15 protein-coding genes are annotated in these 12,826 nt (G+C 70.7%); 8 read left to right on the top strand and 7 right to left on the bottom strand.

The window, feature by feature from the left end:
• Positions 1 to 5 precede the first annotated feature (5 nt).
• Positions 6 to 992: a glutathione S-transferase family protein gene (locus NYZ98_RS23975; RefSeq protein ID WP_262845229.1), complete on the bottom strand. Its 987-nt coding sequence runs from the start codon at positions 990 to 992 to the stop codon at positions 6 to 8.
• Between the two features lie 571 nt (positions 993 to 1,563).
• Here NYZ98_RS23975 and NYZ98_RS23980 point away from each other — a divergent pair.
• The 5 genes from NYZ98_RS23980 to NYZ98_RS24000 are packed head-to-tail and all read left to right on the top strand — an operon-like array spanning position 1,564 to position 4,303.
• Complete coding sequence (locus NYZ98_RS23980) at positions 1,564 to 1,827, top strand: hypothetical protein (protein WP_262845230.1); 264 nt, start codon at positions 1,564 to 1,566, stop codon at positions 1,825 to 1,827.
• Positions 1,828 to 1,846: 19 nt separating this feature from the next.
• Positions 1,847 to 2,551, top strand: coding sequence for a GAF and ANTAR domain-containing protein (locus NYZ98_RS23985; RefSeq protein WP_262845232.1), 705 nt, complete (start codon positions 1,847 to 1,849; stop codon positions 2,549 to 2,551).
• An 8-nt stretch (positions 2,552 to 2,559) separates the two neighbouring features.
• Positions 2,560 to 2,970: an STAS domain-containing protein gene (locus tag NYZ98_RS23990; protein ID WP_262845233.1), complete on the top strand. Its 411-nt coding sequence runs from the start codon at positions 2,560 to 2,562 to the stop codon at positions 2,968 to 2,970.
• 6 nt (positions 2,971 to 2,976) lie between these two features.
• The gene (locus NYZ98_RS23995) at positions 2,977 to 4,047 is read left to right on the top strand and encodes a quinone-dependent dihydroorotate dehydrogenase (protein ID WP_262845235.1); all 1,071 of its coding nucleotides are present in this window, start codon (positions 2,977 to 2,979) and stop codon (positions 4,045 to 4,047) included.
• A 52-nt stretch (positions 4,048 to 4,099) separates the two neighbouring features.
• Positions 4,100 to 4,303, top strand: coding sequence for a heavy-metal-associated domain-containing protein (locus NYZ98_RS24000; RefSeq protein WP_262845236.1), 204 nt, complete (start codon positions 4,100 to 4,102; stop codon positions 4,301 to 4,303).
• Between the two features lie 65 nt (positions 4,304 to 4,368).
• Here the strand turns inward: NYZ98_RS24000 and NYZ98_RS24005 are convergent, their stop codons facing one another.
• The 4 genes from NYZ98_RS24005 to NYZ98_RS24020 all read right to left on the bottom strand — a co-directional run bounded on the left by NYZ98_RS24005 (position 4,369) and on the right by NYZ98_RS24020 (position 8,560).
• Positions 4,369 to 6,027, bottom strand: a complete 1,659-nt coding sequence (locus NYZ98_RS24005; protein ID WP_262845238.1) for a beta-N-acetylhexosaminidase — start codon at positions 6,025 to 6,027, stop codon at positions 4,369 to 4,371.
• 72 nt (positions 6,028 to 6,099) lie between these two features.
• On the bottom strand, positions 6,100 to 6,939 hold the full coding sequence (locus NYZ98_RS24010) for an N-acetylmuramoyl-L-alanine amidase (protein WP_262845239.1): 840 nt from the start codon (positions 6,937 to 6,939) through the stop codon (positions 6,100 to 6,102).
• A 112-nt stretch (positions 6,940 to 7,051) separates the two neighbouring features.
• Positions 7,052 to 7,300 carry a hypothetical protein gene (locus NYZ98_RS24015; protein ID WP_262845240.1) on the bottom strand — a complete coding sequence of 83 codons (249 nt, stop codon included), beginning with the start codon at positions 7,298 to 7,300 and terminating at the stop codon, positions 7,052 to 7,054.
• Positions 7,301 to 7,471: 171 nt separating this feature from the next.
• Positions 7,472 to 8,560 carry a LacI family DNA-binding transcriptional regulator gene (locus tag NYZ98_RS24020; protein WP_380708088.1) on the bottom strand — a complete coding sequence of 363 codons (1,089 nt, stop codon included), beginning with the start codon at positions 8,558 to 8,560 and terminating at the stop codon, positions 7,472 to 7,474.
• A gap of 240 nt (positions 8,561 to 8,800) precedes the next feature.
• Between NYZ98_RS24020 and NYZ98_RS24025 the strand changes: the two genes are divergently transcribed.
• A complete protein-coding gene (locus tag NYZ98_RS24025; protein ID WP_262845242.1) occupies positions 8,801 to 9,439 on the top strand; it encodes a TetR/AcrR family transcriptional regulator in 639 nt (212 codons plus the stop codon).
• Between the two features lie 296 nt (positions 9,440 to 9,735).
• Here the strand turns inward: NYZ98_RS24025 and bldC are convergent, their stop codons facing one another.
• Together bldC and NYZ98_RS24035 are read right to left on the bottom strand one after the other, a co-directional pair.
• Entirely contained in the window at positions 9,736 to 9,939 is a 204-nt protein-coding gene (gene bldC / locus NYZ98_RS24030; protein ID WP_013133571.1) for a developmental transcriptional regulator BldC, read from the bottom strand.
• A 321-nt stretch (positions 9,940 to 10,260) separates the two neighbouring features.
• The gene (locus NYZ98_RS24035; protein WP_262845244.1) at positions 10,261 to 11,139 is read right to left on the bottom strand and encodes a hypothetical protein; all 879 of its coding nucleotides are present in this window, start codon (positions 11,137 to 11,139) and stop codon (positions 10,261 to 10,263) included.
• 191 nt (positions 11,140 to 11,330) lie between these two features.
• Between NYZ98_RS24035 and NYZ98_RS24040 the strand changes: the two genes are divergently transcribed.
• Both NYZ98_RS24040 and NYZ98_RS24045 read left to right on the top strand, forming a co-directional pair.
• Positions 11,331 to 12,434, top strand: a complete 1,104-nt coding sequence (locus NYZ98_RS24040) for a Leu/Phe/Val dehydrogenase (protein ID WP_262845246.1) — start codon at positions 11,331 to 11,333, stop codon at positions 12,432 to 12,434.
• A 150-nt stretch (positions 12,435 to 12,584) separates the two neighbouring features.
• Entirely contained in the window at positions 12,585 to 12,809 is a 225-nt protein-coding gene (locus tag NYZ98_RS24045; protein ID WP_262845247.1) for a DUF3073 domain-containing protein, read from the top strand.
• The last annotated feature ends 17 nt before the right edge of the window (positions 12,810 to 12,826 follow it).

Raw genomic sequence — 12,826 nt, forward strand, 5'->3', positions numbered from 1 at the left:
GGATGTCAGGCGGGTCCTCCCCGGTCGTGGGGGGCGTCCCAGTCGGTCGACGGCCCGGCGGGCACGATCCGGTTCGGGTCGATCTGCGGGTGGGTGCCGTAGTAGTGCCGCTTGATGTGGTCGAAGTTCGTCGTCCCCCCGAACGCGGGGCGCTGGTACAGGTCCCGGGCGTATCCCCACAGGTGGGGATAGTCGACCAGGCGCCGCACATTCGCCTTGAAATGGGTGACGTAGACCGCGTCGAACCGGGCCAGCGTCACCCACAGCCGTACGTCGGCCTCGGTGAGCCGGTCGCCCAGGAGGTACCGTCGCGTGGCCAGGCGCGCCTCCAGGTCGTCCAGCGTCGCGAAGAGCTCGGTGACGGCCTCGTCGTAGGCCTCCTGGCCGGTGGCGAACCCGCACCGGTAGACCCCGTTGTTGACCGAGGTGTAGATCCGCTCGTTGAGCGCGTCGATCTCCGTCCTCAGGTCCTCGGGGTACAGGTCGACGCCGGTGTCGGCCCACTTCTCGAACTGGGTGCTCAGGTCGATCGTGATGTCGGGGAAGTTGTTGCTGACGATGTGCCCGTTCTCCCGGTCCCAGAGCACCGGCACCGAGACGTGGCCCTCGTAGCCGGGGTCACTGGCCTCGTAGGCCTCCCGGAGCAGCGTGAACCCGTTGACGGGATCGGCGGTGTGCCCGGGGCCCTCGCGGAACGCCCAGCCCCGGCCGTCGCGTATCGGGTCAACGAAGGACAGCGAGACGACGTCCTCCAGCTTCTTCAGCGCCCTGACGATGATGGACCGGTGCGCCCAGGGGCAGGCCGCCGACACGTACAGGTGGTACCGGCCCGGCTCGGCGCCGTGGCCGCTGGAGCCGTCGGCGGTGATCCGCCCCCTGAAGCTGTACGGCGGCCGGACGAAGGCGCCTTCCGCCGCCGGGGCGGACTTCAGCCCGTAGTCGCCGTACTTCTCGAAGTCGACCGGGCTCGCCACCGCGGATGTGTCGGTCACCGATTCGTTCCTTTCCCCGGGGAGGTGGTCCGGCACCCCGGCACGGCCGGGCCACCGCACTCCCTCCATACCATTTACCTATTTGTGCGACTTTCTGGGCATAAAAGACCCAGAACGGGCAAAAGGCTTGCCGCTCATAAATGCCGCTAATGAAGCAAATCATCACGCAGGGATGGGCCGGCGCATGGGGTGGTCCGATGGACCGATCCCGCCGATCGCGGAGGCGTGGGACGGCCTGGTTCGGCGTATGGGGCGCTGGGCCGTAGACTGGGCACGTCACACGTTCATCGAACGTATGATCTAATCATGTCGGCGGAGCCGCACCCCAGCGGGACCGCAGGCATCAAACTGCATCATGTAGTCGCGGAGCGAACCTGATCGCCCGCCCAGGGCCCTGTGCCCCCCGCGCCACACCGCGCGGGCGGGACCGCGGCGGCCCTGGCGGACGGGCCGGGGCCGTCCGACACGCTGATTCTAACGACCGGGTGTGCCAACCACTTGGCCAGAGTCATCGTGCCGCACTACGCTTTGTCGCAGATCATTCCGCCCTGTGTCCGCGGAGCTTCCTCAAATGGAGGTGGCACCGCCATTGGCACGGGCGTTGACCATGTCAAGCGCGCTGTGGCTTCGCACATCGGCCGCGCTCGTCGAACCCTTCCGTCCCCACGACGGCGTGTTCGGCGTCCCTGATTTCGCTTCCCTGATCGGCCACCGGTCCGGGTCGTTCAGGTTGTCGCTCCCCGGCGTCCGTGAACAGCGGACTGTTGTGCCCGATTTCGGGCAGATGTCAGGCGAAAGCGCATGCCTCTCCATGACCGTTCCGGCGCAGGGGTGAGGTTTTCAAGAGGATGGAAATGACACGTATAGATCCGGAGGCCTTGGTCGCGAGCCTGAGGGGCCTGCAGAAGGCCTCTGAGGCGACCGGAGTCGTCCACCACCTGGAACGCATCGTCCGGGTCGTGGACCGGCTGTTCGGCTACGCCGGAGCCGGCCTGATGTTCGCCGACGAGGGCAAGGCCCTGCGGTACCTCGTGACGACCGACGAGGCCGGGCGCAGCCTCGAGCACGCCCAGGCGGCCGTGGGACGCGGGCCGTGCGTGTCGGCGTTCTTCAACAACGACGCGGTGACCACCCGCGACGTCCAGACCGACGAGCGGTGGCCCGACCTCGCCGAGTTGCTGCACCCGAGCGTGCGGGCGGTGGCCGGGGTCCCCGTGCGGCTGGGCGGCGGGCCGGTCGGCACGCTGAACGTCTACCAGGCCGAGCCGCACGACTGGGAGGAGTCCGACACCCAGGCGCTCCTCGCCTACGCGCACGTCATCGAGGAAGTGCTCGCCGCGGCGGTGAAGGCCGAGGAGAAGAGCGCGCTGGCCGACCAGCTCCAGTACGCGCTCGACTACCGCATCGTCATCGAGCGGGCCATCGGCTACCTCATGGGCAAGCACGACCTGACCGCGGCCCAGGCGTTCACCGGCCTGCGCAAACGGGCCAGGGACAGCCGCCGCCGCGTCGCCGACCTGGCCGCGGAGATCCTGGGCGAACAGGCGCCCCCCGCCTGAGCGGCATCATGATGACGTCACGCGACCCCCGGCCGGGCGCGGCGCTCAGGGTGACCCTGCACGGCGATCTCGACCTCGGCGGCGCCGCCGAGGTGCGCCGCCGCCTCCCGGTGCTCCTGGCCACGCCCCGGCCGATTCACGTGAAACTCGACCTGGCCGGTGTCACGTTCCTCGACTGCTCGGGCGCCCGCACGCTGAGGTGGCTGGACGGGCGCGTGAGCGGGCGCGGCGGCACGCTCACGCTCGTCCGGCCCTCCGAGCGGGTCGTGCGCCTCCTCCGGCTGCTGGACCTCGACCGGGAACTCCGGATCAGCCACGAGGAGGGGGACGGGGTCCCGCCGCAGGACTGGCGGCTCGTCCGTCTCGGGCCGCCCCGCCCGGACCCCGAAACGAACCCCGGCCGGCGCGGGCTACTCTGAGCGGTGATGTATCGACTGCTCTTCGCGCAGGTGCTCCGGCGGTACGACGCCGAGACGGTGCACCACCTGACCCTCCGCGCGCTCCGGGTCCTCTCCGTCGTCCCCGTCGTCAAGCGCGGCCTCTACCGGAGCCTCGCGCCCCGCGACGAGGCGCTCCGCGTCCACGCCTTCGGCGTCCACTTCCCGAGCCCCTTCGGGCTCGCGGCGGGCTTCGACAAGGACGCCGCCTGCGTGGAGGCCCTCGCGGCGTTCGGCTTCGGCCACGTCGAGGTCGGCACGGTCACCGCCCACGCCCAGCCGGGCAATCCCAAGCCGAGGCTGTTCCGGCTGGTCACCGACCGGGCGATCGTCAACCGCATGGGCTTCAACAACCTCGGCGCCCAGCGGATGGTCCGGCGCCTGGCCCGGCCGAGGAGCCTGCCCGTCGTCGTCGGCGTCAACATCGGCAAGACCAAGGTCATCCCCGAGGAGCTGGCGGCGCGCGACTACGCGTCGGCCGCGGCGCGGCTCGCCCCGTTCGCGGACTACCTCGTGGTGAACGTCAGCTCCCCGAACACCCCCGGCCTGCGTGACCTCCAGGCGGCCGAGCTGCTCAGGCCGCTGCTGACCGAGGTGCGGCGGGCGGCGGGACGCACGCCGCTGCTCGTCAAGATCGCGCCCGACCTGGCGGACCCGGCCATCGACGCCGTGGCGGACCTCGCGGTCGAGCTCGGCCTCGCGGGCGTCATCGCCACCAACACCACCATCGGCAGGGAAGGCCTGTCGAAGGCCGAGTCCGCCGGTGCCGCGGAGGCGGGCGGGCTGTCCGGCCGGCCGCTGAAGTCCCGCTCGCTGGAGGTGCTGCGGAGGCTGCGCGCCCGGGTGGGCGATCGGCTGGCCCTGGTCTCGGTCGGCGGCGTCGAGGACCTCGACGACGTGTGGGAACGGCTGCTGGCGGGCGCGACGCTCGTCCAGGGCTACACCGGGATGATCTACGAGGGCCCGCTGTGGGCGTGGCGGATCAACCGGGGGCTGTCACGCAGGCTGCGCCGCCACGGCTACTCGTCGGTCGCCGAAATGGTGGGTCGCGTCACCTGACAGATGGCGAAGTACCATACCCTGGCTAGGTACATCGGCCAGGAGGGGACCAATGACCATCAGCACCTACACCGTCACCGGAATGACCTGCGGCCACTGCGTCAGCTCCGTCAAGGAGGAGGTGGGCGAGGTGCCGGGCGTCAGCGGCGTCCAGGTCGACCTGGGCAGCGGCCGGGTCGAGGTCACCGGCACCGCCCCCCTGGACGACGCGGCCATCCGCGCCGCGATCGAGGAGGCCGGCTACCAGGTCGCCTAGCCGCCCGCCATCGGTGTGACGGCTTTTCGTGCCCTCGGCATCCGGCTCGTCCCCGGTGTGACGGCTCAGCCCAGGCTGGGCCGGGTGGAGTCGGCCTCGTGGGTCATCTCCTCCAGGCGGCGCATCACCCTGCTCACCGGGACCGCTCCCGGGCGGTGGCCGCGGGCGCCCGTGCCCCCGCGCTGCCACGGCAGCGGGCCCGCGGGCGGCCGGTACTCCACCCCGAAGGCGTCCAGCCGGGCGAGGTGCGCCGGCAGTGCCGCGTGGAACCCGCCGGCGCCGCCCGACCACGCGACCTGCGCCGCGGCGCACCCGCGCGGCCAGGCCCGGTAGTCGAGGGCGCGGCCGTCGGGGATGCGCTCGGTCCAGAGCTGGAACTGGGCGCCCAGCACCCGCCCCGCCTCTTCGGGCGACCAGGACGCAGGCGCGGGCTCGAACGCCGCCACGTCCTCGATGGTGACCGCGTCGCCGATGGCCAGCGGCTCCTCGGCCGACGCGGCCTCGGCGTAGTCGAAGTACAGCGGGAACACCGGGGTCGCCACGATGTCGTGACCGGCCGCCGCCGCCCGCCGCCCGACCTCCACGCCCCGCCAGGGCATGACGATCGTGTCCTCGCGGAGCATCCCGCTCACGAAGGCCTCGTCCCAGACCACCGCGCGCGAGCCCTGGGCGGCCAGCGTGTCGGCGAGCCGGCGCAGGAACCAGGCGTGCAGGTCACCGGGGGTGGCCAGCCCGAGCGCACGCCGGTGCCCGTCGATCACGGGCGAGGCGGCCCAGGCGTCGAGCACGCACTCGTCGCCGCCGATGTGGAAGTACGGCGTGGCGCCGAGCGCCTCGGTGACCTCGGCGAACACGGTCTCCAGGAACGCGATCGTGGCGGGGAGCGGGGCCAGGATCGCCGGTGAGATGCCCCAGCGGTCCAGCACCTCGTGCCGCTCGGCCGGGTCGGCGCCGAACCGCGGGTACGCCGCGAGGATCGCGGACGCGTGCCCGGGGACGTCGATCTCCGGCACGACGGTCACGGCCCTCGCGCGAGCGTAGGCGGCGATCTCCGTCAGGTCGTCCAGCGAGTAGTGGCCGCCGTGCGGGCTGTCGTCGAAGGAGGTCTCCCCCCGCGAGCGCGCGGTGGTGGTGCGCGCCCGGTGGGAGCCCACCTCGTGCAGCAGCGGGTACGCCCGGCTCTCCACGCGCCAGCCCTGGTCGTCGGCGAGGTGCAGGTGGAGGCGGTTCAGCTTGTGCGCGGCCAGCAGGTCGACCAGGCGCAGCACTTCGCGCTTGGGCATGAAGTGCCGGGAGACGTCGAGGTGGGCGCCGCGCCAGGCGTACCTCGGCGCGTCCTCGACGCGCCCGCACGGGATCGACCACCGGACACCGGGCAGGGCCGAGGCGCGGAAGGCGGCGGCCGGCAGGAGCTGGCGGAGCGTCTGGCCGGCGTACAACGCGCCCGCCGGGCCCCCGGCCGCGATCCGCACGGCCTCAGGGGTCACCGACACCGCGTAGGCCTCGGGTCCGAGGTTCCTGTCCCGTTCCACGCTGACAGGCGCTTCTGGTGCCGTCTCAGCCCCCGCACGGGCCATACCGTCCCGATCCAGGTCGAGTACGGCCAGTGCCACGCGTACCGGGTCCACCAGATCGGCGGGGCCGGACACCGTGCCGCGGGGCGTGAACTCGAACGAGCCCGGCGTGACGTCGAGGGTCCTGGGGCTCGGGATCAGATCGGTCATGGCACCAGATCATGCCAAACGGCCGCTCCCGAACCGGGCCGGGCGGTCCCGCCCGGCATCAGGCCCGGCCGGTCAGGTCAGGTACTTCTGCAGGCCCTCGGTCAGGGACACCGCGACGCGCTGCCGGAACCGGGGGTCCTTGAGCTTGGCCGCGTCGGTGGCGTTGCGCATGTTGCCGGTCTCGATGAAGACCTTCGGCACCGTCGACAGGTTGAGCCCGCCGAGGTCGCTGCGGTAGTCGAGGGCGTCCTTGCCGATGTAGGTGGAGTACGGGATGCCGGTGCCGGACCTGTACGCCTCGCGCAGCGCGAGGCCGAGCTTCTTGGAGGCGCCCACCACGGGGTCGACCGGTCCGTTGATCTTCTTCGGCATGATCACGTGGAAGCCCCGTGCCGAGGCGGCGGCCCCGTCGGCGTGGATCGAGAGGGCGGCGTTCGCGTGGGCCTTGTTGCCGATGGCCGCCCGCTGGGTGATGCACGGGCCGACGCCGGTGTTGCTGGTGCGGGTGAGCTTGACCGTGGCGCCCTTGGCCCTCAGCAGTTTGACCATGCGGTTGGCGACGTCCCAGGTGAACGCGGCCTCGGAGTAGCCGTCGTTGGTGGCGGTGCCCGTCGTGTCGCAGGGCTTCCACTCGGTGAGGACGTTCACCTTCTTGTTGACCACCTCGGGGTGGCGGTAGTTGCCGCCGTTGTGCCCGGGGTCGATCACGATGACCTTCCCGGCCAGGGGCTTGGCGGGCGTCGCGCCGGCCGTCGCGGCCCGGGCGGGGGAGGACGAGGCCCGCGCCGAGGCGGTCCTCAGCTCCGAGGCGGGGGCGGTGCCGGCGGCCTGCGTGCCGGCGGCGGCGCCGCACGCCGAGACGCCCAGCCCGCACAGGGCCAGGAAGGTTACGGTCAGAGCCCGACCGGTCACGATGTTCCCTTCGCAGACGACCTCTCTGGTTCCAACCTACGCGTAACCGCGCGATGGACCGGCCGCTATGCGAAATCCGGGCGAGGGCGGGTAATTCCGCCTAAAGAGGCTGCTACCAGGCCGGCTCCCCGAGGTCCTGCCGCTGGAGGAGGGCGGCCAGCTCCCTCGCGTCCTCGGCGTCCAGGCCGAGGACGACGCGCGGGCGCCCCCACGGATGGTCGATGGAGTGGGCGACGTAGCTGGCGACCGACTCGGTCGACCCCTCGTCGTCCTTGCCCCGGGCGGCCCGCCAGTGCGCCCACGCACGCTCGAGCTCGGCCGCCGCGCGCTGGGCGCAGGAGACCAGTTCCGGATCACGCATGTATACCCCCGGTCGGGCACCGGCCGCCTGGCCCGGCGGGCACTGCCTGCCCACCCGCTGCCCCCATGACAAGCGAGCGTTCCAGCCCTGCGCGGGCCGGTCCGGCACGCCGGGGGGCCGGCGCCTGTTCCGAGTCAACACGGGGACGGTGCCGATCCCGTGGATGTTGACCTAGCCTTGGGGATCACTTGGAGCCGGGCCGGTGCTGTGCCGCACCACCAGGCGGGGCGTGACCTGACGAAGCCTGGCGATCTTGCCGGGGTCGGTGATGCGGTCGCTCAGCAGCGCGGCCGCCGACCTGCCCATCGCCCGCCTCGGCTGGTCGAGCGTGGTCAGCGAGATGTGGTGTACCGCCGCCAGGTGGGTGTTGTCGTACCCCACGACCGACAGGTCCTCCGGCACGCGCAGCCCCAGCTCGCTCGCCGCGACCAGCACGCCGAGGGCGACGACGTCGTTGGCCGCGAAGATCGCGGTCGGGCGGGGGTCACGTTCCAACAGCGCGCGGGCCGCCCGCCGGCCGCCCTCCTCGGTGAAGTCGCCGTGCTCGACCATGATGTGCGGGGCCAGCGAGTGCCTGCGCATCGCGACGAGGTAGCCCTCACAGCGGAAGCGGGCCGACGACGAGGGGGTGCCCTCGATGTGGGCGATGCGCCGGTGGCCGAGCTCGACCAGGTGGTCGACCGCGAGGCGGGCGCCGAGCTGGTCGTCGTCCACGACGATGTCCACGCTGTCGAGCTCCACGTCCCGCTCGCCCACGACCACGGTCGGGGTGTACGCGGCGGCCTCCGCCAGCGTCTCGCTGGAGGGCGCGACCCCGAGCAGGACCAGGCCGTCGACCCGGAGCTCCAGGAACGCCTCGACCGCCTCCTCCTCGAAGGCCGGGTCCCAGCGCCCGCTGCCGATCAGCAGCCGCAGCCCGTCACCGTGCAGGCTCTCCTGCAACCCGTCGAGGAACTCGGCGTAGAAGGGGTTGTGGAGATCGGCCACGAGCGCGCCCACCAGGTGGGTGCGGCCTTCGACGAGGCTGCGCGCGACTGCGTTCGGCCGGTAGCCGAGCTCCCTGGCCGCCTGTAACACCGCCTCGCGCCGGTGTTCGCTGACGTGCGGAGACCCCCTCAGCACCAGGGAGACCAGCGATTTGGAGACGCCCGCGCGTTCTGCAACGTTCCGGATCGTGGGCCGGGGACGGGGCCCGTGGGCGTCGCCGAGCCCGGACTCGGCGGCACCGAGATCGGAATGGTACCGAGGGGTCGTCTGCATGGACGGTCCTGACATGGTTCTCCCCACGCTGAGTGGATGTGCACCTGTCAGACCAAACGATCGAGTCGCGTCGAGGGTACGGGTGTCTTGACTAGCGCGCCTCGGCAGATGGTCATCGGGGCAGTCTTATTGGGCACCGCCTCCGATAGTGTGCGCATTGTGGGTGCGACATCAAGGGCCCCAGGTGAGCGGGAAAACGCTGACTCGGGCGAAGGGCGTCCGGCAAGACGGCGGCTGAGCGTGGACCGCCGGCGCGAGGAACTGATGGCGGCGGCCCTGGAGCTGTTCAGCAGGCACGACGCCGAGGATGTCTCGATAGACGACGTCGCCACGGCGGCCGGCGCGTCGCGGGCGCTGGTGTATCACTACTTCGGTGGAAAACAGGAACTTTACGTCGCCGCGTTGCGCAGCGCCGCCAAGGAGCTGGAGGACCGGCTGCGGCCGGTGAGCGGCGGCACCGCCATCGAGGAGATGGCCGCCGGCCTCACGCGCTACTTCGACTTCGTCGAGGACCACGCGGCCGGGTTCGCCGCGTTGCTGCGCGGGGGTCCCGCGAACCGCGCGGGCGAGGTGGGGGAGATCGTCGAGGGCGTCCGCCGGCGCCTGTTCAAGATGATGACGAACCAGATGCGCGTGACCGAGCCGAGTCCGGTGCTGCGCACCACGCTCCGGTCCTGGATCGCGACCGTGGAGACGGCGGGACTGGACTGGCTGGAGAAGCGCGACATCGAGCGCCCGGCCCTGGAACGCCTGCTGGTCGACCAGATGGTGGCCCTGCTGGGCGTCGCCGCGAGCCATGACGGCCCGCTCGGCTGGGCGCTCTCCGATCTCGGCAGGGCGCCCGCGGCACACGAGGCCGGCGGACCGGCTCCGTCCTGAACGGTCTTCGCGCCTGTGGGTGCGACGTCCGGTGGATAAGGGCTTCCGTGCGGCGGAGGCCCTAGATCCATTCCCCCCGGACGCACCCACGTGCGGCCTGGTGAGGTGGCGCCGGGCGGGCGGCGCCTTCTCACCGGGCCATGGCCTCGGTCACGGTCGCTCGGGCGCGCGGTGGGGGCGATGACCCCCGGGTGGCCCGGTTCCGTGCCATTCGGTCATGGGTGTGTGGTGGACGCGCTCACATACGTGACGCGAGCGCGCCGGTTCTCCCCCCTAGGTCCGTGACGGCCCCCGCCTCACTCCGACCGCTGCTGCGGAATCCCCGCGAGCAGCGCACGGACCTCGGTCTCCCGGTAACGCCGGTGACCGCCAAGGGTGCGGATGGACGTCAACTTGCCCGCCTTCGCCCACCGAGTAACGGTCTTGGGGTCGACGCGGAACATGGTGGCGACCTCCGCCGGGGTGAGCAGTGGCTCGGCCTCGGGTGTACGAGCTGACATTTGTGCGGCCTCTCCTCCGTGGACCGGCGACAGCGATCCTGCGACTTGTGTTGGCGCTTGTCACGGATGTCCCTCAATGATCCGGTTCATACGGATTTTTCTGGACCATATGCGGTATCACCCGATGTGACCATACAGCCACGTAGAGCGATTGGCGAGCCCTCTAAGTTCAACGCCTTGTCCACGGGTTGATGTCACGCTCGGTGATTCTAGCGACACGTTTCGTGGTATCGCAGTGAAAACGGCAAACTACTCAGTTCGCAGAAGCGAGCTGGTGACTCCCGTTACCTACTTTTGCAGGTCACGTGCATGATTTGCGGTTCAGTTCGCCGATTCGAGAGCTTGTATTGACTTCCAGCGCACGATCACACGCTGATACATGGCGAAGGCCAGTTCTTCTTGACCCGTGTCCAGACCCGTGAGGGCCGCCGCGAGCTCCGCGGCGGACTGATCCGCCTGGAGTGTCGCGTCGTCCATGAGGTGGACCAGGCCCCCGTAGTCGAGCTCGACGAGCGAGTGCGGGTGGAACTCCTCCAGCCAGCGGCCCACCTCCTCCACGTCGGAGAGGGTCGTCACCTCGCCCACGTGCCGGCGGATCACCACCAGCGCCCGCGCGACCCTGCGCCTGGCCTGTGCCATGGAGGTGACGTACAGCAGGTTCCGCGCCGGCGCGGTCGTCGTGGAGGCCGAGGGCTCGGCCGCGGACTCCTCCTGGCGGCCGAGCACCAGCCAGCGCTCGGCGGAGTCGAACGGCACGAACCACGGGGTGGGGATGTGCCACGTGCTCGTGCGGATGTGCGTGCGCAGTGCCGACGAGCTGCCCTTCTGCTTGAAACGGTCGAAGTCGTCGGCGGTCTGCTCGGCGATGGCCCTGGGGACGAACCGGTCGGCCAGCTTCAGGGGCGTGGCCCCCCGGAAGCGCGAGAAGGCGAGCCAGGACCGGAGCCTGCTCTGCCACGGGCAGACGTACAGGGTGTCCTCGATGCGGCGGAGGTAGGCGTTGGCGCTCTCCCCGCCCGGCGCCGGCATCGCGGAGACGCCCAGCAGCCGCCGGACGGCCTCGGAGTGCTCGGCTTCGAGAGCGAACGCCCGGCGGGGGCGGTCCTTGGAATCGGCGTACGTCGCCCAGAAGGCACGCTCGCGCTCGGTGAACGCGGACAACGGCTCGTAGACGCGAAGATAGGCGGCGTAGGGCAGCACATCTCGAATGGTGCCACGGAGCGGCGAGCGGGCGCGAGCGAGCGAGCGGGCCGAGACGGGCGGCAAAGCCCGGTATCCGCCCGGAGTGTCGCGATCCTCACGATCATGATCCGGGCGCGGGCGGCTGGATAGGGTGGTTCGTGGATCCGCCGCGACGAGGCGGCGGGCGAGAACGACCGGGAGTCACCATCGTGACCGACGTCTTCGGGCTGTCCCACAAGGAATCCGGCCCATCGATCGGACAGGCAAGACACGAGCAGGTCGTCTTCTGCTCGGATGACCGCAGTGGCCTCCACGCGATCATCGCGATCTACAACACCGCTCTGGGCCCCGGGCTCGGCGGCACGCGCTTCTACCCCTACGAGAGCGAGCAGGCGGCCCTGGCGGACGTCCTGAACCTCTCACGGGCGATGGCGTACAAGAACGCCCTCGCGGGACTGGACCTCGGCGGCGGCAAGGCGGTGATCATCGGTGATCCGGTCAAGGACAAGAGCGAGGCGCTACTGCGCGCTTACGGCCGCTTCATCCAGTCCCTCAGCGGTCGCTACTTCACCGCCTGCGACGTGGGCACCTACAGCGAGGACATGGACATCGTCGCCCGGGAGTCGAGCTACGTCACCGGCCGCACGGTGGCCAACGGCGGCGCGGGGGACTCCTCGATCCTGACCGCCTACGGCGTCTTCCAGGGGATGCGGGCCGCCGCCGCGTACGCCTACGGCACCTCCTCCCTGCGCGGCAGGCGCGTGGGCGTCGAGGGCGTCGGCAAGGTCGGCCACCGCCTGGTGGGCCACCTTCTGGAGGACGGCGCCGAGGTCGTGGTCTGCGACGTGAGCGAGCAGGCCGTCGAGCGGGTCCGCTCCCTGCACCCCGAGGTCGGGGTGGTGGCGGACGCCGCGGCGATGAAGGCCGCCGACCTCGACGTGTACTCCCCGTGCGCCCTGGGCGGGGCGCTGGACGACGACACGGTCGCCGGGCTGCGCGCGAAGATCGTGTGCGGTGGCGCCAACAACCAACTCGGCCATCCCGGCGTGGAGAAGCAGCTCGCGGAGCGGGGAATCCTTTACGCTCCCGACTACGTAGTGAACTCCGGCGGTGTGATCCAGGTCGCCGACGAGATCCATGGTTTCAACATGGACCGCGCCAGGGTAAAGGCGACGCAGATCTTCGACACGACGTTGAAGATCTTTTCGATCGCTGAGGAGGAAGGGGTCCCGCCGGCTGCGGCTGCCGATAGGCTGGCGGAGCGCAGAATGTCGGAAGTCGGGCGGCTTAGGGGTATTTGGCTGGGCCGTTGACTGCGGACGCCCATACGGCGTACCGAGCGGCGCGCAAAACAGGTACGGTTGTAGTCGAACGAGAGCTGACGCCGGAAGTCAGGCGGCGTCAGCGCGTGGTGCGTTAGCGACGAGGGGTCGGGCACGACCCCGCATGAGGGGGTCGAGCCGATGGGGCGCGGCCGAGCCAAGGCCAAGCAGGTGAAGGTTGCACGCCAGCTCAAGTACAACAGCGGCGGCACCGATCTTGACCGTCTTCGCGAGGAGCTCGGAGTCAATCACGACTCCAATCAGAACGATGACGATGTCGTCGATGATGAACTGGCCGATCGGTACGCCGATTACGCCGGCGACTCCGACGACGATGACGAGGACGACGGGTCCCGTCGCCGATAGGCGATTTTCGGGTTGAC

It is taken from the genome of Sphaerisporangium corydalis (assembly GCF_025506355.1).
GTDB classification, from domain to species: Bacteria; Actinomycetota; Actinomycetes; order Streptosporangiales; family Streptosporangiaceae; genus Sphaerisporangium; species Sphaerisporangium corydalis.

Coding starts and splice junctions, on each gene's coding strand:
- NYZ98_RS24045 (WP_262845247.1), top strand. CDS start 12,585: ATGGGGCGCGGCCGAGCCAAGGCCAAGCAGGTGAAGGTTGCACGCCAG.
- bldC (WP_013133571.1), bottom strand. CDS start 9,939: ATGTCAGCTCGTACACCCGAGGCCGAGCCACTGCTCACCCCGGCGGAG.
- NYZ98_RS24005 (WP_262845238.1), bottom strand. CDS start 6,027: ATGACCGATCTGATCCCGAGCCCCAGGACCCTCGACGTCACGCCGGGC.
- NYZ98_RS23985 (WP_262845232.1), top strand. CDS start 1,847: ATGACACGTATAGATCCGGAGGCCTTGGTCGCGAGCCTGAGGGGCCTG.
- NYZ98_RS24015 (WP_262845240.1), bottom strand. CDS start 7,300: ATGCGTGATCCGGAACTGGTCTCCTGCGCCCAGCGCGCGGCGGCCGAG.
- NYZ98_RS24000 (WP_262845236.1), top strand. CDS start 4,100: ATGACCATCAGCACCTACACCGTCACCGGAATGACCTGCGGCCACTGC.
- NYZ98_RS24020 (WP_380708088.1), bottom strand. CDS start 8,560: ATGCAGACGACCCCTCGGTACCATTCCGATCTCGGTGCCGCCGAGTCC.
- NYZ98_RS23980 (WP_262845230.1), top strand. CDS start 1,564: ATGGAGGTGGCACCGCCATTGGCACGGGCGTTGACCATGTCAAGCGCG.
- NYZ98_RS23990 (WP_262845233.1), top strand. CDS start 2,560: ATGATGACGTCACGCGACCCCCGGCCGGGCGCGGCGCTCAGGGTGACC.
- NYZ98_RS23995 (WP_262845235.1), top strand. CDS start 2,977: ATGTATCGACTGCTCTTCGCGCAGGTGCTCCGGCGGTACGACGCCGAG.